Source organism: Acinetobacter sp. Ac_3412, from assembly GCF_013072675.1.
Classification (GTDB): Bacteria; Pseudomonadota; Gammaproteobacteria; order Pseudomonadales; family Moraxellaceae; genus Acinetobacter; species Acinetobacter higginsii.
Genome location: NZ_LXUJ01000001.1, coordinates 34,352 through 54,664 on the forward strand (window position 1 = coordinate 34,352; position 20,313 = coordinate 54,664).

Annotated in this window: 19 protein-coding genes; 9 read left to right on the forward strand and 10 right to left on the reverse strand. The window is 38.2% G+C overall.

The features are described from left to right. Window positions 1-169: 169 nt before the first annotated feature. Entirely contained in the window at window positions 170-1,618 is a 1,449-nt protein-coding gene (gene aspA, locus A7P54_RS00175) for an aspartate ammonia-lyase (RefSeq protein WP_005203184.1), read from the reverse strand. A gap of 473 nt (window positions 1,619-2,091) precedes the next feature. On the opposite strand from aspA, the gene putP reads away from it, so the two are divergent. Then, window positions 2,092-3,588, forward strand: coding sequence for a sodium/proline symporter PutP (gene putP / locus A7P54_RS00180; RefSeq protein WP_004807691.1), 1,497 nt, complete (start codon window positions 2,092-2,094; stop codon window positions 3,586-3,588). Between the two features lie 44 nt (window positions 3,589-3,632). Here putP and A7P54_RS00185 read toward each other — a convergent pair whose 3' ends face one another. Then, complete coding sequence (locus A7P54_RS00185) at window positions 3,633-4,124, reverse strand: Lrp/AsnC ligand binding domain-containing protein (protein ID WP_004807694.1); 492 nt, start codon at window positions 4,122-4,124, stop codon at window positions 3,633-3,635. Window positions 4,125-4,244: 120 nt separating this feature from the next. On the opposite strand from A7P54_RS00185, the gene putA reads away from it, so the two are divergent. From putA to A7P54_RS00205, 4 genes are all read left to right on the forward strand, one after another. Beyond that, window positions 4,245-8,006 carry a trifunctional transcriptional regulator/proline dehydrogenase/L-glutamate gamma-semialdehyde dehydrogenase gene (gene putA / locus A7P54_RS00190; RefSeq protein ID WP_171548285.1) on the forward strand — a complete coding sequence of 1,254 codons (3,762 nt, stop codon included), beginning with the start codon at window positions 4,245-4,247 and terminating at the stop codon, window positions 8,004-8,006. Between the two features lie 105 nt (window positions 8,007-8,111). Further along, entirely contained in the window at window positions 8,112-8,582 is a 471-nt protein-coding gene (locus A7P54_RS00195) for a GrpB family protein (protein ID WP_171548286.1), read from the forward strand. 93 nt (window positions 8,583-8,675) lie between these two features. After that, window positions 8,676-9,761 (forward strand): tRNA (uridine(54)-C5)-methyltransferase TrmA, encoded by a 1,086-nt coding sequence (gene trmA / locus A7P54_RS00200; protein ID WP_171548287.1) that lies wholly within the window; start codon window positions 8,676-8,678, stop codon window positions 9,759-9,761. A gap of 249 nt (window positions 9,762-10,010) precedes the next feature. Next, window positions 10,011-10,238, forward strand: coding sequence for a hypothetical protein (locus tag A7P54_RS00205; RefSeq protein WP_004653128.1), 228 nt, complete (start codon window positions 10,011-10,013; stop codon window positions 10,236-10,238). 50 nt (window positions 10,239-10,288) lie between these two features. Here A7P54_RS00205 and A7P54_RS00210 read toward each other — a convergent pair whose 3' ends face one another. Continuing rightward, window positions 10,289-11,026 (reverse strand): phosphodiester glycosidase family protein, encoded by a 738-nt coding sequence (locus A7P54_RS00210; protein WP_171548288.1) that lies wholly within the window; start codon window positions 11,024-11,026, stop codon window positions 10,289-10,291. A gap of 164 nt (window positions 11,027-11,190) precedes the next feature. Here A7P54_RS00210 and A7P54_RS00215 point away from each other — a divergent pair, with 164 nt between their 5' ends. The 3 genes from A7P54_RS00215 to A7P54_RS00225 all read left to right on the forward strand — a co-directional run bounded on the left by A7P54_RS00215 (window position 11,191) and on the right by A7P54_RS00225 (window position 13,395). Next, window positions 11,191-11,724, forward strand: coding sequence for a lecithin retinol acyltransferase family protein (locus A7P54_RS00215; RefSeq protein WP_004807701.1), 534 nt, complete (start codon window positions 11,191-11,193; stop codon window positions 11,722-11,724). 233 nt (window positions 11,725-11,957) lie between these two features. Next, entirely contained in the window at window positions 11,958-12,215 is a 258-nt protein-coding gene (locus tag A7P54_RS00220; protein ID WP_005189278.1) for a YjhX family toxin, read from the forward strand. A gap of 112 nt (window positions 12,216-12,327) precedes the next feature. After that, on the forward strand, window positions 12,328-13,395 hold the full coding sequence (locus A7P54_RS00225; RefSeq protein WP_171548289.1) for a bifunctional HD family hydrolase/N-acetyltransferase: 1,068 nt from the start codon (window positions 12,328-12,330) through the stop codon (window positions 13,393-13,395). Between the two features lie 63 nt (window positions 13,396-13,458). On the opposite strand, the gene A7P54_RS00230 is transcribed toward A7P54_RS00225, so the two are convergent. The 6 genes from A7P54_RS00230 to A7P54_RS00255 form a co-directional block, all read right to left on the reverse strand. Beyond that, window positions 13,459-14,010, reverse strand: a complete 552-nt coding sequence (locus A7P54_RS00230) for a hypothetical protein (protein ID WP_171548290.1) — start codon at window positions 14,008-14,010, stop codon at window positions 13,459-13,461. 58 nt (window positions 14,011-14,068) lie between these two features. Further along, window positions 14,069-14,464, reverse strand: coding sequence for a hypothetical protein (locus A7P54_RS00235; RefSeq protein ID WP_004807705.1), 396 nt, complete (start codon window positions 14,462-14,464; stop codon window positions 14,069-14,071). 72 nt (window positions 14,465-14,536) lie between these two features. Then, window positions 14,537-16,210, reverse strand: a complete 1,674-nt coding sequence (locus tag A7P54_RS00240) for a hypothetical protein (RefSeq protein ID WP_171548291.1) — start codon at window positions 16,208-16,210, stop codon at window positions 14,537-14,539. Between the two features lie 73 nt (window positions 16,211-16,283). Further along, window positions 16,284-17,030: a hypothetical protein gene (locus A7P54_RS00245; protein WP_171548292.1), complete on the reverse strand. Its 747-nt coding sequence runs from the start codon at window positions 17,028-17,030 to the stop codon at window positions 16,284-16,286. A gap of 730 nt (window positions 17,031-17,760) precedes the next feature. Next, on the reverse strand, window positions 17,761-18,312 hold the full coding sequence (locus A7P54_RS00250) for a hypothetical protein (protein ID WP_171548293.1): 552 nt from the start codon (window positions 18,310-18,312) through the stop codon (window positions 17,761-17,763). Between the two features lie 60 nt (window positions 18,313-18,372). Further along, a complete protein-coding gene (locus A7P54_RS00255) occupies window positions 18,373-18,780 on the reverse strand; it encodes a hypothetical protein (RefSeq protein ID WP_171548294.1) in 408 nt (135 codons plus the stop codon). A gap of 134 nt (window positions 18,781-18,914) precedes the next feature. Between A7P54_RS00255 and A7P54_RS00260 the strand changes: the two genes are divergently transcribed. Further along, window positions 18,915-19,592, forward strand: coding sequence for an XRE family transcriptional regulator (locus A7P54_RS00260; RefSeq protein ID WP_005189291.1), 678 nt, complete (start codon window positions 18,915-18,917; stop codon window positions 19,590-19,592). 124 nt (window positions 19,593-19,716) lie between these two features. On the opposite strand, the gene A7P54_RS00265 is transcribed toward A7P54_RS00260, so the two are convergent. Beyond that, window positions 19,717-20,295: a YceI family protein gene (locus A7P54_RS00265; RefSeq protein ID WP_171548295.1), complete on the reverse strand. Its 579-nt coding sequence runs from the start codon at window positions 20,293-20,295 to the stop codon at window positions 19,717-19,719. Window positions 20,296-20,313: the final 18 nt, after the last annotated feature.

Here is a 20,313-nt window from a genome sequence, read left to right on the forward strand (position 1 = left end):
AACCACCTACTCTGTAATGATCTGTAATATGCAAGTTGACTTGATCACAGGAATAAAAGCTTATGATGACCCGATCAAATTATTGTACAAATCCATTATTTCTCAGCGCAATCAAAAAAGCCCAATTCAATTTGAATTAGGCTTTGATCACAACTTAATTTTTCAGGATTTAAGCGACATAATCCACTTGAATGCCATCTACTTCTGAAACCAAGTTTTCAAAAGAGAAAATCTCATCCAGTTGCGCTTGAGTCAGCAGGCCGCGCTCTAAAACTACCTCTTGAATGGTCTTATTTTCAGCAATACATTGTTTACCGATTTCATCACACAATGCATGGCCCAAGAGTGGATCAAGCAGCGTAATAATCCCAACACTACGCATCACTGCATCATGGCAAGCCTGTTCATTTGCTTTGATGCCACGTACACATTTTTCATCTAGGCTTTGAATTGCATGTGTAAGCAATTCAATTGATTCATTCAATGAAATTGCAATCACAGGTTCCATCACATTGAGTTGTAATTGCCCCGCTTCTGCCGCGAAGGTAATGGTTAAATCATTACCAATCACTTTAAATGCAATCTGATTGACCACTTCAGGAATCACAGGATTTACTTTTGCAGGCATGATTGAAGAGCCAGCCTGTAATTCAGGTAACTGGATTTCGCCTAAACCTGTCCGTGGTCCTGAACTGAGCAACCGTAAGTCATTGCTAATTTTGGAGAGTTTGCATGCAAGGCGTTTTAATGTACTGGATAAAATGATGAATACACCGCAGTCACTGGTTGCTTCAACATAATCTTCTGCACCGACCAGATTCAAACCTGTAATCTCTTTTAAACAGGATACAGCTTTGATGGCATAACCTTTTGGTGTATTAACACCTGTGCCAATCGCAGTCGCACCTAAATTCACTTCAAGTAACATTTCTCGGGTACGCTTAATCAAACGCACATCTTCTTTTAATAAGGTCGCAAAAGCATGAAATTCTTGCCCGAGCGTCATCGGCACCGCATCTTGCAACTGAGTACGGCCCATCTTTAACACATAGCGGAATTCAATCGCTTTATTTTCAAATGAAGTAATCAACTTATCCATTTGCGTGAATAAAGCATCCAAAGAACAGTAAGTTGATAGGCGAATCGCTGTTGGATAGACATCATTGGTTGATTGTGACTTGTTAACATGATCATTTGGATGAATCACATCGTATTGACCTTTTTGATGGCCTAATGATTCAAGTGCAATATTAGCAATCACTTCATTGGTATTCATATTAATTGAAGTGCCTGCACCCCCCTGATAAATATCAATCGGGAATGAGTCTTGCCATTTTTCAGTTTCAGTAATTAAAGCATCACAAGCATGTTGAATCGTCAGACTTTGAGTTTCAGTGAGTTTACCAAAACTTAAATTCGCTTGAGCTGAAGCCTTCTTTACTTGCGCCAATGCACGAATAAAATAGCTATTTTGTCCAACTTTTTGCGAAGAAATTTTAAAATTTTCAATGGCGCGCAATGTATGAATTCCATAATAACAATCAGCTGGAACTTCTTTCGCACCGAGCAAATCATGCTCTATTCTTATCGTTGCCGTTTGAACCGTTTCCACTTCCATTTCTCTCAGACAATGCACCTTAATGGTGCAATGAATTAATATGAGAGATTCCAATCAATTTTTCATTAGCAAAAGCGCTTAACATTATATTTTTTTATAATCAAATTTCACTGAATTGTTGCCAATGTAACATTATGTGTCATAAATTCTGCTTAGTTTTTAGCTCAAAAAAATTAATCTACAGATGTACATTTTGTGAATTGTAACTTTTAAATACATTTTGAGTTTTTTTTGCACGCCGACCATTCATATTTTGATGAAAAAAAAACCTATTTTTTGGATTAAAAAATTAAGATTCATGCACTTATTTTAAATTACACAAAACATACAATAATAATACACAAACATAACAGTGTTTTAAAAATCATTTGTGCTTGAATCTGTGACCTTATCAATCCCAAGAATAGTAAATCATTTTTTTGGCTATTCAGGTGTGATTGCAAATTATGGATATGTAAGGACAGGCATCCATTATGAATTTTTCTAATCCCACAGTTGTTGTATTCGTGGTATATATCCTGGCCATGCTTGGCATCGGTTTATACGCCTATTTTTCTACCAAAAACCTTGACGATTATATTCTTGGAGGCCGAAGTCTAGGCAGTTTTGTAACCGCTTTATCTGCGGGTGCATCAGACATGAGTGGTTGGTTACTCATGGGTTTACCTGGCGCAATTTACTTAACAGGCTTATCTGAATCGTGGATTGCCATCGGTTTAATTATTGGTGCATGGCTAAACTGGTATTTGGTCGCAGGACGTTTACGTGTACACACAGAAGTACAAAACAATGCCCTCACCTTACCGGATTATTTTACTGGTCGTTTTGACGATCAGAAGAAAATCTTACGCGTCACATCTGCATTGATTATTCTTGTCTTTTTCGCGATTTATTGTGCTTCTGGCATGGTTGCTGGTGCACGTTTATTCGAAACATTGTTCCACTTACCGTATAGCACAGCTTTATGGCTAGGTGCATTTGCGACGATTGGTTATGTGTGTATCGGTGGCTTCCTTGCAATTAGCTGGACTGATACTTTCCAAGCGGGCTTGATGATTTTCGCGTTATTGCTCCTTCCTATCGTAACCTACATGTCTCTAGGCATTGGGATGGAAGAGTTTAGCGCAGTGGTAGAATCAGTTCGCCCACACGCTTTTGATTTTGCGACAAACTTAAGTGTTGTTGCGATTCTTTCAGCAGCAGCTTGGGGTCTAGGCTATTTTGGTCAACCACATATCCTTGTCCGCTTCATGGCAGCTGACTCAGTAAAATCAATTCCAGCAGCTCGCCGTATCGGTATGACATGGATGATTTTATGTTTGGCAGGTGCAGTCGGTTCAGGCTTTATCGGTATTGCTTATTTCCAAATGCATCCTGAGTTTGCAGCGGCAGTAACGGCTAACCCTGAAACTGTATTCATGGAACTCACCAAAATTTTATTCAACCCTTGGGTTGTTGGTGTAATCCTTGCTGCGATTCTATCTGCAGTCATGAGTACACTGAGTTGCCAGCTTCTGGTTTGCTCTAGTGCTTTGACAGAAGATTTGTACAAAGGCTTTATCCGCAAAAATGCATCGCAAAAAGAACTGGTTTGGATTGGACGTGCAATGGTACTTGCTGTTGCAATGCTTGCCCTCTCTCTTGCTCAAAACCCAGAGAGTAAAGTTCTTGGCTTAGTTGCTTATGCTTGGGCTGGTTTTGGTGCAGCATTTGGTCCATTGATTATTCTTTCATTGTTCTGGAAACGTATGACGTTAAACGGCGCATTGGTGGGTATGGTTGTTGGTGCTTTGACGGTAATCCTATGGAAAAACTTCTTCGGTTACACCGGCATCTATGAAATTATTCCAGGCTTCGTTTTTGCCTTGATCAGCATCGTTGTGGTGAGCTTACTTGGTAAAGCACCAAATGCAGCTGTAACAAGTCGCTTCGAACAAGCTGATGAAATCTATGCGCGTGAAATGAAATAATCCTGATAAAAATTTAAGGGGCTTTCAAGCCCCTTTTCTTTTGCTTAAAATTTTGTTTTTGATTTAATTTTTATTTTAGAGCTGTCTTTCACCACCTGCATGACTGGGTAGCTTCGTGTTTCTTTCACCCCCGGGAGCTGCCATAAAATTTGCCCCGCAATCCTACGAAACTCCTCCATGCCTGCACTCCGCAGTTTGATCAAGAAATCAAAGCCACCACTGACCATATGGCATTCCACAATTTCAGGATATTGGGTCACTGCATCAATAAAATCATCTAGCACGTGCGGTGTGGTCTTATCCAACAACACTTCCACAAAGACCAAAAAACTGGCATTAAGCTTATTTGGATTGAGTTTTGCCTCATATCCCAAGATAAATTCATCCTTGGTCAGCTTCTGGACGCGGGCCATCACCGCAGTCGGTGAAAGGTTCACTAATTCTGCCAATTTACTATTAGAAATTCTCCCATCTGCTTGAAGAATATCCAGAATTTTCAGATCAGTTCGATCTAATGTATAAATAGGGCCATTCAACTGAATTTTCCTCTAAAAAATAAGTAAATTATAGTGAGTTACTCGGGATTCATTCTGTAATCATAAATTATCTAAACCTCTCTACTCAATATGTTCTAGAGATTGTTATTGGAATTTAGTATGAATACATTGGATACTCCCGCACAAATGGAAACAGCTCACATCGACGGTTATATTACCGAATTTAAAGAAAAAAGTGAGTTTGAGCAACGCATTAATACAGCTTGGCGACGTGCTGAGCCTGAAGCAGTCGCTGTACTTGCTGAAGCAGCAGATATTTCCCCTGATCTTGACCACAAAATTTATGAACTTGCATTTAGCCTAGCGCATAATTTACGTGAACGTAAAAGCTCGGCTGGTAAAGCAGGTATTGTTCAAGGTCTTCTACAAGAATTCTCACTTTCTTCACAGGAAGGTGTAGCGTTGATGTGTTTGGCAGAAGCTTTGCTTCGTATTCCAGATACAGCAACTCGTGATTTATTGATTCGCGACAAAATCAACCAAGGTAACTGGAAAGATCACGTCGGTCAAAGCAACCTGATGTTCGTAAATGCTGCTGCATGGGGCTTAATGTTAACTGGCAAGTTAATGGAAACTCCAAAGCAAACCAGCTTATCGAGTGTTTTGACGGGTCTTTTAGCGCGTAGTGGTCGCGGTATTATCCGTAAAGCCGTTGACGTTGCAATGCGTATGATGGGTGAGCAATTCGTTACGGGTGAAACCATCGAAGAAGCACTTGAACATGCTAAACCATTCGAACACAAAGGTTTCCGCTACTCATACGACATGTTAGGTGAAGCTGCGTTAACTGAACATGATGCTGAGCGTTACTATAACGACTACACTCAAGCGATCCATGCCATTGGTAAAGCGTCAAATGGTCGTGGCGTTTATGATGGCCCTGGTATCTCAATCAAGCTATCTGCGTTACACCCACGCTACCAACGTGCACAAATTGCGCGTGTTCATCACGAACTTTATAACAAAGTCTTCGAACTTGCGTGCTTGGCAAAACAATACAACATCGGTTTAAACATTGATGCTGAAGAATCTGAACGTTTAGAAATTTCCCTCGAATTGCTTGAGCGTTTATGTTTTGAACCTAAGCTTGCTGATTGGAAAGGCATTGGCTTCGTTATTCAGGCTTATCAAAAGCGTTGTTTCTACGTTGTTGATTACATCGTTGACCTTGCAAAACGCAGTAACAAACGCTTGATGATCCGTTTGGTGAAAGGTGCATACTGGGACAGCGAAATCAAGAAAGCGCAAATTGATGGTATGACTGACTACCCTGTGTTTACCCGCAAAGTACACACTGATTTGTCATATATCGCTTGTGCGAAAAAATTACTTGCTGCACCAGATCAAGTCTATCCGCAATTTGCGACACACAATGCGCAATCACTTGCAACGATCTATACCTTGGCTGACCCAAGCAAATACTACCCTGGTCAATACGAATTCCAATGCTTACACGGTATGGGCGAACCATTGTACGAACAAGTGGTTGGGTCTAAAGAAGATGGTAAGTTAGGTGTTCCATGTCGTGTTTACGCACCTGTTGGTAACCATGAAACTTTACTCGCTTACTTGGTACGTCGTTTACTTGAAAATGGTGCAAATACATCATTCGTGAACCGTATTGCTGATAAGACTTTAAAAGTTGAAGACTTGATTCAGTCTCCAATCAAAGATATTCAAACTTCTGCGAAAGATGAAGGTCAGCTTGGCTTAAAACACCCTGCAATTCCACTTCCGCATGATCTTTACCCATTACGTCCAAACTCAAATGGCTTTGATCTAAATAACGATCAACCATTAACAGACTTAGATGCAACTGCACAAAAACTTCGTACTCACGTATGGAAAAGTGCACCGCTACTTGGATTTGAATCAACAGTTCACGATCAAAGCAATGCGATTGCAATTACAAACCCAGCACAAAACAGCGAAGTTGTTGGTCATGTCAATGAAGCAACCAGCGCAGATGTACAACTGGCGCTAGAAGCAGCGGTACAAGCACAACAAAGCTGGGCTGTTACTGATAAAGCAGAACGTGCAGCTTGCTTAAAACGCGCTGCAGATTTGATGGAAACTCGCATTCAAGAGTTGATGGTATTACTTTGCCGTGAAAGTGGTAAATCCTATGCCAATGCCATTGCAGAAGTTCGTGAAGCAGTCGATTTCTTGCGTTACTACGCGACACAAATCGAAAACTTGCCTGCAAATGCACAAGTAAAACCACTGGGTACCGTATTGTGTATTAGCCCATGGAACTTCCCTCTTGCGATTTTCTCTGGTCAGATTGCAGCGGCATTGGTGAGTGGTAACTGTGTTATTGCTAAACCTGCTGAACAAACACCATTGATTGCAGCACAAGCCGTTCAAATGCTTTGGGAAGCTGGTGTGCCACACGGCGTTGTTCAACTTCTTCCAGGTCGCGGTGAAACCGTTGGTGCTCAATTGAGCCAAGATGATCGTGTTCAAGGCATCATGTTCACTGGTTCGACTGAAGTTGCAAAAATTTTGCAAAAGACTGTCGCAAAACGCTTGTCTCCAAATGGTCAACCAATTCCGTTAATCGCGGAAACGGGTGGTCAAAATGCAATGATCGTAGACTCATCTGCGCTTACTGAACAAGTCGTTCTCGATGTCGTCAGTTCTGCATTTGACAGTGCGGGTCAACGTTGTTCTGCACTTCGTATCTTATGTGTGCAAGAAGACAGCGCTGCAACAGTCATCAAAATGTTGAAAGGCGCAATGCAACAGTTGATCGTAGGCAACCCTGCAATCTTAAAAACTGACATTGGTCCTGTAATTGATACTGAAGCAAAACAAACCATCGATACACACATTCAAAAGATGAAATCTAAGGGCTACCCTGTTCATCAATTGATGTTTAACGATGCAGTAAGCCAACAAGCGCTTGCACAAGGTACATTTGTTCCACCAACAGCGATTGAATTGCCAAACCTTGACGATCTAGAACGTGAAGTCTTTGGTCCTGTATTGCACATCATCACTTATAAATATGGTGAGCTTGAGCAATTGATCGACCGTATCAATGCCAAAGGCTATGGCTTAACCATGGGTCTACACACACGTATTGATGAAACCATTAATACAGTGATCCAACGTGCTGAGGTAGGTAACTTATATATCAACCGCAACATCGTTGGTGCAGTTGTAGGCGTGCAACCATTTGGTGGTGAAGGCTTATCGGGTACTGGTCCTAAAGCTGGTGGTCCGCTTTATATGTACCGTTTGATGGAGCATTGTTCAGAGAAAGTATTGGCAACCCCATTTGCGGTGAAAGCTGAAATCTCTAACTTTGATGCGGTCTCAAATATTGCTTATCAAAGCTTATTGGCTTGGGCAAACCAAAACATGCCGCAAGCAATCACAGCGATTCCAGCATTTGGTGTAGGTAAGTTCTACGAGTTGCAAGGCCCTACAGGCGAAAGCAACCAATATATTATCTTACCTCGTCATCGTGTGCTTTCAATTGCGAATGATGAAGCAAGCCAGCTTCAACAATTACTTGCGATTTTCTCTGTCAGCAGTACTGTGGCTGTGTTGAAAGACAATGCATTCTTAGTAAAACACAAAGCGTCTTTACCAAAAGATGTCTTAGATGCAATCACTGTGATTTCAAGTGTTGAAAAAGATGCGTTTGATGCCGTGCTTCATCATGGTTCTGTTGAACAGTTGCAAGACTTGCAAACTAAAGTTGCGAATCGTTCAGGTGCGATTGTCGGGATTACCCAGTTACAAGCAAATGAACAAATTCCTTTAGAACGCCTAGTCATTGAACGAGCAATTAGCGTAAACACTGCAGCAGCAGGTGGTAATGCGAGTTTAATGACTTTATCTGAAGACTAATTTTCAGTCTTCTATCTCCTAGCCCGAATCATGTTTACATGGTTCGGGTTTTTTTATTATTTTAACGTTATCTTTAAATAGTAATAATAAAATGAGATCACTTATATGCAGTTTTTCTCAGCTCCTGAATATCAACCTAACTGCGCTCAGCTTTTTGAAGATTATAAAAATAAAATCCAGCAGCTTATTCCTTTTGCAATTGTTGAACATATTGGTTCATCTGCTATTGCTAACACAATTTCAAAAGGTGATCTCGATATGTATATTGAAGTACCCGCCCATCAATTTTTAGATTCAATTGAAAAATTACAACAGCTTAATTTTAAAGAAAAACTTGATACACTACGTACTCATGAGCTTTGTATGCTGGAATCACAACAACATGATGTGGCATTGCAAATCGTGGTGTCAGGTTCAGAATTTTGCAATTTCATTACCTTTCGGGATCTATTAAGAAACTCACCCAGCCTGACCCAACAATATAATCAGCTCAAACAAAGATGTGTTGGCTTATCTCAAAACCAATATCGGCAAATTAAAGCAGATTTTATCCAATCTGTACTCGCCCAAAGCTAAGCATATAAATAAGTGAATATCATAATTTCCTGCACCTTAGCGTGCTTTTTTGATACCATTCCCGTTTAGATTTCACCTGTAGTTTTCTTTTTTATGAGCGCATCTTACCAACAGCAACTTCAAGAGAAAGTTGAACGTATTACCACACAGTTTGCATCGTTCAATCCACCAGCTTTAGAAGTGTTTCAATCGCCTGAACAACATTTCCGTATGCGTGCAGAATTTCGTGTTTGGCATACCGAAGATGATTTGTTCTATGCCATGTTTGAACGTGCTGAAGATGGAAAACAAAAAGAAGTTATCCGCGTGGATGCGTTTCCGATTGCAGATCAAAGCATCAATGATTTGATGCCACGTTTATTAGATGAATTAAAAGCAGTTCCTATTTTATCGCAACGTGTTTTTGAAGCAGACTTTCTTTCAACCTTAAGTGGCGAGATGTTGGTCACCCTGATTTACCACCGTAAATTAGATGCTGAATGGGAAACAGCGGCTAAAGCCTTAGCTGAAAAACTGAATATTAAAATCATGGGCCGTAGCCGTGGCCAGAAAGTGATTATTGGCGATGACTATGTGGTTGAACAACTTAATGTTCACGGTCGTACTTTTAAATATAAACAAATTGAAAGTAGTTTTACCCAGCCTAATGCGCAAGTGTGTCAGCATATGTTGGAGTGGGCTTGTGATGCTGCACAGAAGTCCGAAAAAGACCTTTTAGAATTGTATTGTGGTAACGGTAACTTTACTTTGCCACTGTCTTTGAAATTTAAGCGTGTTCTCGCAACTGAACTTGCTAAATCTTCAGTCTATGCAGCGCAATGGAACATTGAGCAAAACCAGATTGAGAATATTCAAGTGGCGCGTTTATCTGCCGAAGAGTTTACTCAGGCATATCAAGGTGAACGTGAATTTAGACGCTTGCAAGAAGCTGAAATCGACATGCAAAGCTACGACTTTGACACAGTTTTTGTTGACCCACCACGTGCAGGCATCGATGATGAAACGCTCAAACTATTACAAGGTTTTGAACGGATTCTCTATATTTCATGTAACCCAGATACCTTGCATGACAATTTAAAAACACTTAGCCAAACCCATCGAATTGTGAAGTTCGCCATGTTCGATCAATTCCCTTTTACCCATCATGTGGAATCAGGTGTTTTGCTTGAAAAGATTTAAACAAATTATTTCAACGTAACAGTAATTTATAAAGGGTTCGAGTAACCCTTTATTTTTATTCGAAGTATATTTATAAAAAAATGATATTTTTCAAAGGTCAAGTCATTCAAATGTCATAATTTCGTTGAACTTTAAAAGACTCATCGAAAAAATTGAAGTTTAACTGCTGCTTTTATCACTTAAGCTGACTTGTATTTTATTTTAAAGCGGCTATATTTCGACCTATGTTAGGTTGTATATGAAGGCTCTATGAGTTTTTGGCAAAAACTGTTCAATGCAGATGAACAATATAACGAACACAAGAACCAAACTTCTTGCGTTGAAAATGATTGTTCATGCAAAACCAATGAACAACTGTTGGATGCTTTAGTTAAAGCAACAGATGAAGATGTCATTAAAGGCATCAAGAAAGTACTGATTTCTCGAGGTTACAGCCGCAAAGAATTACTTGCGATGATCAAGCCACCGATCCAATAAAAATAAGTCCTCCCTAATCTCTTTCTATTAAGAGATTAGGGTCTTCAGTGTTACATGCATTTCTCTCTATTCACTTCTGCAACAATTGGCCCTAAATTAAAAGTTTTATCATGGCGTTTGGTTTGTGCTGAATACACACTGGAAATCGAGCCATCTAAATACAATGCATTGTCTATTTTCAACTGCTGCTTAAAAAACTGGGCAAATTGATAAAAACTGATACGTTGCTGTGAAATCACAAAATACAACTGATTACCTTTAACACCCACCCCATTTCTAATTTTTAATGAATTCGAGTCAGCAATAAACTGGCTGTTGATTTTCCCGTGATAGACCAACATTGGCCCTGACTGTGTTGCAAATTTTGCTTTAAATTGATCATGCTTATAATCAGCAGTGCTTTTAATCACAGCCTGATGATCATTCCAAGCAACCACACCATTAGGCTGCATAAAGAAATTACCAAAGCCCTTCGCGACATTAAGCTTAGCCAACTCCTTGCCATTTTCGATATACAATCCTACGGGTTGAAAATCTGCATGATACATTCCTGCATTCATTGCAAAATTGAGCTCCTCACAAGCAGGTAGCGCTTTTTGGATAGCTGCAAACTTTTGATAATAACGATTGCTCTGGGGTTGCTTTAAAAATAGTTGCAACTGATTTAGATGCTCGACTTTAATCACATCATATTTTTGCTGATTCAATTGCAAGATTTCATGCTGCATCGCATGTACAGGTGAACTCGCTAAAAATGCAAACGATAGGAAAAACCATTTTTTCATCATAAATACGAAGTTAAGCCTAGATTTACCTCATTGTCCCATAGCAAGGCATACTGCAAAATAGCAGATACAAACGCCACACATAATCATGAACTTGATGCTGCAAATAGGCTCGATTGATTCACATTTTTTCACTAAAATACCAGTGTAAACATCATAGTATCGACATGCAGCAAAAACACCCACGCTATTCGATTGGCGCTCACCTCATCGTAAAACACTTTGGCTATAGCCATCATGGTATCTATGCAGGTCGTGGACGGGTTATTCATTATTCTGGATTTGCTCATATTTTTAAAAAGCATCCGATTGAAATGACATCTATCCAGCGTTTTGCCCGTGGTAAGCCAATTTATACGAGACATTATCAATCCCCACGCTACAAAGCCAAAGCTGTTGTACGGCGTATGCGCTCACGCATGCATGAAAACCATTATCACCTCATTATTAATAACTGTGAGCATTTATGCACATGGGCAATCACAGGAATTGAATCCAGTACTCAAGTTGAGCGTATGCAGCGTCGTTTAGCAACCATAGGTTACGTTAGTTCTGTTATGAGCTATATGAATAGCCTAATGCTCACTGTTGCCACCGCATGTTTTGCCATCGTTTTATATATTAAAGTTATGCTACGTCGGCAAGCAAAGAAATCTGTACCAGCCTATTTACGCCTCAAAGAAAAACGACCGAAAAAATAAGATTTGCCTCTAGTTCAAAATGTTATTTTTCACGCAATTATTGCTTTTTAATTTATCTTGCTTTAGTATTTCTAGCGATACACATCGTATCGCATCCATATCGAGGGTTTTATGTTGGAGATAGCAGTAATCTGGTAACTACATTTCAATCACATATTGAAATTGGTTATCTTCGCGAATTTTTTGGCTTCAAGCCTAACTTTGCTTCTGATTACTTATATCTGGATAACAACATGAACTTATCTAAGTCCGAACAACGGACACTTCACGTCTTGGCTAAAGGCGGAAAAATCGTAAAACTTCGCAATGACGCTGGTCAAACCATCGCTGTAGAATGCTATAGCCGAGAAGGTTTCTTGCTGTCTGATTGCAACCTAGAAGTTTTTAATAAGCTAAGAAAGAAAAGACTGATCAAATCCTGTAATGGGCAGCCCTACCAAATTAATTTACATGGGCTTAGATCTGTACGTCCTCAGTTAGACAATCGTTAACCAACAATCATAGGGTTTGGATAAACCCATGATTGCTCTTAGATATGTCTATCCTACTGTTAGGTCAATCGGGTCTATCCAAATTACATATGGTTTATTTTTGAGAAAGAAAATGGAACTAAACCTAATTCAAAATCGCTTAACATTTTTATGTGAAGCGGAAAAATTAAAAAACGTGACTCGCTTTTCGCATACATCGAACGGCCGTCAGGAAAGTACCGCTGAACACAGCTGGCGTTTATGCTTAATGGCGGTGGTTTTTGCAGATCAATTTAAAGACATTGATTTGGAGAAATTACTAAAAATGTGTTTAATTCATGACCTTGGTGAAGCCATTCATGGTGATATTCCAGCCATTCTGAAAGATCAATTTCCAACTAAGAATCAGCAGGAAAAACAGGATCTTTATCAATTAACCGAATGTTTAGATGATCAACCCCAAATGTTGATTCGATCACTCTGGCAAGAATATGAAGATGCAGCAACACCAGAAGCAAAAATCGTTAAGGCACTAGATAAGTTAGAAACGATCCTTCAACACAATCAAGGAATCAACTCACCTGATTTTGATTATGAATTTAACTTAAGTTATGGAGAGAAATATACGAATGATTCTCCACTACTCAAACAAATTCGAGCAATTTTAGATCAGGAAACACAAGAGAAAATAAAGATGAATATACACATTCGCGATGAAAACCTATCTGACATTCAAAGCATTTTTGATTTAACCGAAGCTGCTTTTGCAACAGAACAACATTCAAGCCATACCGAGCAATTTATTGTGAATGCGCTACGTAATTCCAATCAGCTCACGCTTTCCCTAGTCGCGGATTGTAACAATAAGATTATTGGTCATATTGCCTTTTCACCCGTGCAGATTTCTGATGGCACAACTGGTTGGTATGGACTTGGTCCGATCTCGGTACTTCCAGAATATCAAGGTCAAGGAGTAGGTTCTAAACTAATGCATGCTGGCTTGGAAGCACTCAAAGATTTAGATGCTGTCGGTTGCGTTCTACTTGGTGAACCACAGTATTACGGCCGATTCGGTTTCAAAGCAGATTCAAGACTGGTATTAGCTGGTGTCCCTGCCGAATATTTCCAGATCTTGCCATTTACAGAAGATGTCCCGACAGGTGAAGTGGTTTACGCGGATGCATTTAATGCCACAGCATAAGTCCACAGACTAAATCACATTAAAATAGAAGTTCGTATCGAATCGATGTGAACTTCTATTCTTTCAACAAGACAAAATCGTGACTTCTGAAGCCTGCAAGACTGCCTCAAATGTCTCTGCATACCCTGCAATCAACTCAGCTTTATCCGTTCCATTGATGATTCGCCGAGCACCTATATAATCTTTCTTATTTTGACAGATGTAATCAGACAATTTCTTGCCCGTAAACATGCCCTTTTTCATTCCAACAATCATGACACGGGCTGCAATATCCGCTTGTAGAGCCAGTTTAGGATTTTTCACTAAATCAATTTTTAAGTAATCCCCCATTCGCTTATAGTTTGCCAACCAGGTCAATTGCACATAGCCATAGCCTATATAGGGATAATATTGCTTAGACTTTAGATACTTTTCTGAACCATACTCAATCACGGGTTGCATCGTTTTAGCTGTTTCGTGCCAAGCTGTTGCCAAAATATAAGCGGCTTGGGCAGATGTGATCGCCCCATCTTCATCAAGCACTGAAACCAGAAAATTGATTCCATCGACCTGCAACTGACTTAATTTTCCAAATGTGTGGCGCAAATTATCGAAACCGTCTTGTGTTATTTTCATGTCATTTTCCTCTTTATAATAAAAAACCGCCCGAAGGCGGCATTGGATTGTTTTTTCTTTAGAATTTGTCTTTAAAGTCTTTCACCTCTTTTGCTACATCCAAAATGGTTGAATCTTCTCGTGCATTAATATAATTAAAGGTCCAACGAATAATCGCCCATACTGGCAAACCACAAAGAAAGTACAGACCTCCCAAGGCAAATGCGCCATATGGGTTTTGACTCCACTCTTGCAAGCCAAAATGCTGAATCACAAAAGCACCTCCGGCAATGCTGCCAACTGCTGTTGAAATGAGTGAAACCACCCATTCACGTCGAGACTTGGGTAACCGTGTCATAATCACAACCATCCAAGCCAAAAACATAAAAGTGAGTGCCATCATGACAATAAAAAAAACTCCATAAGATTTAATTACGGCTGCAATCCCTGCACCCGTTGAAACAAACTCTGTCATTATTTTTCCTCCATAAATAGAAAGGCCTCAACTGAGTAAGAAGAGACCTGGATTAGTTTAAAACCTATCAATTTATTCTAATTTTTCAATAGAAAAATTTGTTAGAAGTACATCTATATTAAAATTCAAGTTAAATTTATTCGATTGAATTTGTAAAACAATCTCATCTTCCGCATCTATATTAAAGTTAATTTCACCAACTTTAAGAGTTGAAATAAGTGTAATTTTTTCTTGAATAAGCCTACCTATTTCTATATTTTTATTAACATCAAATAATCTTAATTTAAAATCAGTATCTTCTGTTGAGTTCAGTGTAATCACCCACTTAATTTTATACACACCTTTTCTTTTAAATTTTATCTTAGCTGTGTTATCCACAGCTAATTCCTTATTTAAATCCCTCCCTACTTTTATGTTATTTAGGGTTAACCATGTATCTACCACACTAATATTTGGTGAACCATTTAAATAGAATCCAATATAAGCACTAGGGTTTCTACTCCACTTTCCAAAAATCGGATTAACTGTTCTAGATTCATCCACATAACCTCCTTCTGAACTATATAGAACACTTCCAACACCAAAATCATTATTATTTGCTAAATATATTAGCTTTTCTCCTCTTACTATAGATGCTTGATATAAACCAGCACTTGAAACAACTTTATTATTATAAAATTCAATTAAACTTCCATAATTTCCACCTTGTATCGTAATTGCCCTACTCGGCAAATCTGTATTTAGTTTAAGAGCATATTCGGGGTCTATAATATTGCTTTTAAAAATAGCAGAATAAGTCTCAACCACATCATAAGAACCGTATTTGACAATCTGAATTCGTGCACAATAATTATTATCAAATATAACCTTTTTTACATCAAAACCCTGTGGATTACCTACAGAAACCCTTAAGGTATGGCATCTATTATTTGATACCTGTATACCAGATGAACCACTAATCCATATATCATGGCTAAAGATATTATTAGAAATAATGGAATTTGCATTCTCACAATCTTCAAGCTGTGCAGAAGCTTCAACATTTGCGGACGTCATTCTTGCTACCCCACTTTCGATATTTCCCAAAATCATAATATTTGAGCTGAAGTTGGCACCAAATGAAGATGTATTCAAACCACCTATACTTATATTATTTATATATTTTATGTTGTATCCATTACTAGTCAAAAAATGCCCGCAATTTTTACCAAGAACTCTACCTACTGAGCTACAGCTCTCAATTGTGAGATTTTTTATTAGTGGTGAACTTCCGTTATTTGGGGAAGGTAAAAAACCTGCACGCACAGCATAAAAACCATTTAAAAATCTAACATTAAAGAAAGAAAAATCACTTATATCTTTTTCTATACTTCTAATTCTGACTAGAATTCTAGCCGTCTCATTATCGTTATATTTTAAAGTAACCCCATTAATACTAAAGTTACTCTGTAACACCTCTATGCAAACATCCTCTAGTACATTATTGCCTTTTACATACTTATTCCATATAAGCTTTGCATTTTCACTCCCATATAAAAATACTCCTTCTTTTGAAGTAGTAATTTTTTTTAAAAATTGATATTCACCATCTGGTACAAAAATTGCTCCTCCACAATCAAATGCCCGCTGCAGAGCTTCATCATAATAGATTTCATTTTTATAAAAGTCTAAAAGTGATTTAGCATCCTTATTCTTACTTTCCTGTGTTCTAGCAGACCAAGTCATAACATCAATATCATTAATCATTTTTCACCTCTTAAATTGTGCAACAAGAAAATTTTTCAATAAAAAAACCTCCTGTTTAGGAGGTTGTATTACATTAGATTGATTGTGGATAATGCGTCATCCAACTTTGCTGAGCATGAAACTGTACAAAATCACCTGCATTCACTTGTAAGCCCAAGATTTCGCCTTTACTGGTTAAGTGATAATAGATATTGTCTTCAAGTGCTGATGGCATTTTATAATCCAAGCTGACATAGGCCTCTCGCAGATCAAAATCCAGTTGCATTAAATCTTCTTGTGCAACAATGTGATAATACTTCGGCAACTTTAGGGAATTGGTTGAATGCCACTCTCCAACAAGTTCATAGTCGACATAGACCTTCATCGATTGAGAGCCAGTAATCTCAAAGGTCACAATTGGGTTTTCTGAGGGGTTAGCTTCAATAAAAGTGACGTTATTCAGACTATTATATTCGCCCAAAGTCACCACAAATTTATCATCCAAAAAATAGCTATGAATGACAAATCCACGCTCAACTTGGTTTAACTTCACCTGATGTTCAGGTTGCTGATCCACACCTAAAATGACAATTGACCGATGCGTTGTATTTGCGCTGCTAAAAGAAAATTGACCTCTCTGTGCTTGGAAATAAGCAGATAAAGATACTTGGCACGCATCCTTCATTTTGACAGAACCTAATTGAGCATTCCCTTCAATATATGCAGTCGCTGTGAGATCGGCTGTTGTTTGCATAATCGCAGGCACAATCTCGGCATAAGAAAGAATATCTAAGTGTTTAATGGAGAAAGTGCCCAGCATCATTTTATTTGTACAATTCATTTTAATCACCTTCAGTTATTTTCGGCTTTAAGCCACCATCAATAGACAGCAACCAACAATCCGTAGATATAAAAAAACTCGGCCTCTATAAGAAACCGAGTTTTAGGCAATAAAAAAGCCCATCTATTAAATGAGCTTTTTAATTATGATCGAAAATTTTATATTACGACCAGTATAATAAAACTATAGCTTAGTTTCCTCAAAAATGGAATCATTAAATCACTGGCTCTTTGTAAACATTTCTTTCTTTAATTTTTAAAACCAATACATGAATACTAAAATTAATCACCCCAATCAAATTTCAATCATCAATATACACTTTTGATATCATTTCTATTTAGAATTAAAAAGGTTTACACAATATTTGTAATTTTCCTCTTTGCTTACATGTCCACCGACATGGACACATGAGCAAAAATTTTCCATCTGATTGTATTTTATTGATCTAGGGACATCGACACCATAGCATCTAGAATCTAATCGAACAGGCTTCCTCGGAAACAATGAATTCGAGCTATACATTGAATAGAAAATTCCGCCACAAACAATAACAATTAAAGTCAAAATGGGTGAATGTTTTTTTAACATTAATAGTCTCCTTCTTTTTAGATATATTTATATTATCCACATATTAAAAGCCCACATAAAAATGAGCTTTTAATCAAGAATATTTTAACAGAAAAATTAGAATAAATATAATTATAAAGTTGACAATTACAACTATAAAATATCATGCCTTCATTATTTTATAAGTATCTTTCCTATATTTTTCTATTGCAATTTCTGCTTCTTGAATTGCATTTTCAAGCACATTTATGAGTTTAATCTCATAACATTTCCATGTCTTTCTATAACAATCAAGACTCATTTGATGGCGGCTGATCCCAGCATAAGCCAGACGTCCTTTTGCAGTATAGTTTTCCTCTAAATCAGGATCTAATACAAAATCCAATACCATCCGTGCTATCAATTCTGCCAAATGGTACATCGCAATACGTTCAGGCTCTCGTTTTTTATCTTGTACGGCTTGCTCAATAAATACTTTAGCCAAATGCTGACGGACATCGTCATAGTCTTGCTTGCTTTTATGTTCGAACACAATCAATGCCGTGACCGACTTTGCCAATTGACTTTGCATTGAGGCAATCACACCCAAACGATCTTCATAACTCAATCTTCTCTCACCTGTACCACGCACAAAAAGCTCTAAATTTGGCGAACGCAAACTTAGTCCCTGCATTAACCATTCAAATTTTTCAAACTTTGCTATATTTGCATTCATAACGTTACCTCTTACTGATTTATATATTTTGTGATTTAGCGATCATTGTATTTGTTGCGGTTAGTGATACTTTTCTCTCGCTTCAACAATATTCATTGCCTGATGAATTTCCTCAAATCGTGTTTTAGTACAAGGTCTGGTTGCACTTTTAATTTGAGAAATATAACTATGAGCGCAACCTAAAACGCTTACTAAAGCTTTAGCTCGTCCCTTTTTCTCATCCAACCAAGCACTGAACATCTGAATTTGCGCATCTGTTGCCTGATTAGCGATTCTTATACTTTTCTTTAATTCTTTTTGGATTTTTTCTGGTGATACAAATTTTGCTATATGATTCGGTCTTGCTTTCAAGCGCTGCTCATATGTATTTTGGATCTTTGTGATTACATTGCCTTGAGCTAACCATGCTTCGATTTCCGCATCAAGATTTTGCTTAATATGCATGTTTGGATTGATTGCCTTGTTCATGCCGCACCTCCAGCATTTAACCTAATGAATAAGACCATTATATTAGTAAACTAATATTAATTCAATAAGAATACTAATTTGACTTCACATTAGCTTGCTAATATTCTTAATTTATTGATTTAAGGTGCATTAAAATGCTTAAAGATCGGCTCAAAGAAGCAAGAAAAAAAGCCAAGAAGTCTCAAAAAGATGTGGTTGCTGCTGTTGGCATTACCCAATCTGCACTCAGCCAGCTTGAAACAGGACTGGTTAGCTCATCATCACATTTGCCTTCGATTGCTAATTTTCTAGGTGTAGATGCTTATTGGTTACAAACGGGTCAAGGGCATGCCACACCGAAAGAATCTGGCCATGAAGATAGTTCAAATATCTCCCCTGTAAAAGCCAATATGGCGCCAGTACTCTCCTGGGTCCAAGCGGGGGTTTTTACCAATGTGGAATCGGTTGATATCACACAAGTTGAAGAATGGCTACCATTGCCTGATGATTGTGATCACTGCTTCTATTTAAAAGTTCAGGGTCTCAGTAATTACCCTGTCTTTCATGAGGGCGATTACATCTTGGTTGACCCAACCGTGCAATATAGTGATATGCAGTCGGGTGACATGATTGTGGTGAGAAAGCATGAAGATGCAACATTTAAGCGTCTAGTGATCGAAACTGATAATTCACGCTATCTACAAGCATTGAATCCAGAATTCAAACCCAACATCATTCCACTGGATGAAGAATGTATTTTTGTCGGTGAAGTGGTCGATTCCATTCGCTATATATACCAATCCAAACGTCGATCGAAGATCAAGCATAGCTAATGGACAAAGATCTATTTATTAGTATTCTTATTTCAAACTAATATTAGTATTTTAATTATTTAGAACAGCAAACGCATATAAAAAAGCCTAGATGATGATCTAGGCTTTTTTGTTCAATGTGATATTACTTCGCAGCAGTTGCTTCAGTTGTAATATTGACAGTGATCTTGTCACCGACATTAGGCACATAGTTGCCGATACCAAATGCAGAACGGTTAAAGCTTGTTGTTGCATTAAAACCAATTGCAGGTACTTTCGCCATCGGATGCTCGCCTTGTTTATTCAGCACAGCATCTAATACCACAGGTTTAGTCACACCTTTAACCGTTAAATCACCTGTGATTTTGAAGTGTTTCTTGTCTTTGGTTTCTACTTTAGTACTTTTGAAGGTAATGTTTGGATATTTTGCAGCATTAAACCAAGCTTCTTCTTGGAATTCTTTGTCTAAAGCAGCAACATTAGTATTTACACTGCTTAAAGGAATAGTCACTTCCACAGATGAATTTGCAGGTTTTGCAGTATCAACTTTTATCGTACCTTGGATGTCAGTGAAATTTGCACTCGGTGTAGAGAAACCAAAGTGATTCCAGCTGAATACGGTCGCAGTATGCGTTGGGTCAATTTTATAGTCGACTGGCGCTGCCAATGCTACCGAACTAGCTAAAGCAACTGCTAAACCGAGGCTTAATGTTTTAAATTGCATTTTTGGTATCCTTGTTTG

Bases quoted from the DNA above. Each gene is read 5' to 3' on its own strand.
- aspA (WP_005203184.1), bottom strand. From the start codon at position 1,618: ATGGAAGTGGAAACGGTTCAAACGGCAACGATAAGAATAGAGCATGAT.
- A7P54_RS00220 (WP_005189278.1), top strand. From the start codon at position 11,958: ATGAACTTATCTAAGTCCGAACAACGGACACTTCACGTCTTGGCTAAA.
- trmA (WP_171548287.1), top strand. From the start codon at position 8,676: ATGAGCGCATCTTACCAACAGCAACTTCAAGAGAAAGTTGAACGTATT.
- A7P54_RS00205 (WP_004653128.1), top strand. From the start codon at position 10,011: ATGAGTTTTTGGCAAAAACTGTTCAATGCAGATGAACAATATAACGAA.
- A7P54_RS00235 (WP_004807705.1), bottom strand. From the start codon at position 14,464: ATGACAGAGTTTGTTTCAACGGGTGCAGGGATTGCAGCCGTAATTAAA.
- A7P54_RS00255 (WP_171548294.1), bottom strand. From the start codon at position 18,780: ATGAACAAGGCAATCAATCCAAACATGCATATTAAGCAAAATCTTGAT.
- putP (WP_004807691.1), top strand. From the start codon at position 2,092: ATGAATTTTTCTAATCCCACAGTTGTTGTATTCGTGGTATATATCCTG.
- A7P54_RS00240 (WP_171548291.1), bottom strand. From the start codon at position 16,210: ATGATTAATGATATTGATGTTATGACTTGGTCTGCTAGAACACAGGAA.
- putA (WP_171548285.1), top strand. From the start codon at position 4,245: ATGAATACATTGGATACTCCCGCACAAATGGAAACAGCTCACATCGAC.
- A7P54_RS00265 (WP_171548295.1), bottom strand. From the start codon at position 20,295: ATGCAATTTAAAACATTAAGCCTCGGTTTAGCAGTTGCTTTAGCTAGT.
- A7P54_RS00230 (WP_171548290.1), bottom strand. From the start codon at position 14,010: ATGAAAATAACACAAGACGGTTTCGATAATTTGCGCCACACATTTGGA.
- A7P54_RS00250 (WP_171548293.1), bottom strand. From the start codon at position 18,312: ATGAATGCAAATATAGCAAAGTTTGAAAAATTTGAATGGTTAATGCAG.
- A7P54_RS00260 (WP_005189291.1), top strand. From the start codon at position 18,915: ATGCTTAAAGATCGGCTCAAAGAAGCAAGAAAAAAAGCCAAGAAGTCT.
- A7P54_RS00245 (WP_171548292.1), bottom strand. From the start codon at position 17,030: ATGAATTGTACAAATAAAATGATGCTGGGCACTTTCTCCATTAAACAC.
- A7P54_RS00225 (WP_171548289.1), top strand. From the start codon at position 12,328: ATGGAACTAAACCTAATTCAAAATCGCTTAACATTTTTATGTGAAGCG.
- A7P54_RS00210 (WP_171548288.1), bottom strand. From the start codon at position 11,026: ATGATGAAAAAATGGTTTTTCCTATCGTTTGCATTTTTAGCGAGTTCA.
- A7P54_RS00195 (WP_171548286.1), top strand. From the start codon at position 8,112: ATGCAGTTTTTCTCAGCTCCTGAATATCAACCTAACTGCGCTCAGCTT.
- A7P54_RS00215 (WP_004807701.1), top strand. From the start codon at position 11,191: ATGCAGCAAAAACACCCACGCTATTCGATTGGCGCTCACCTCATCGTA.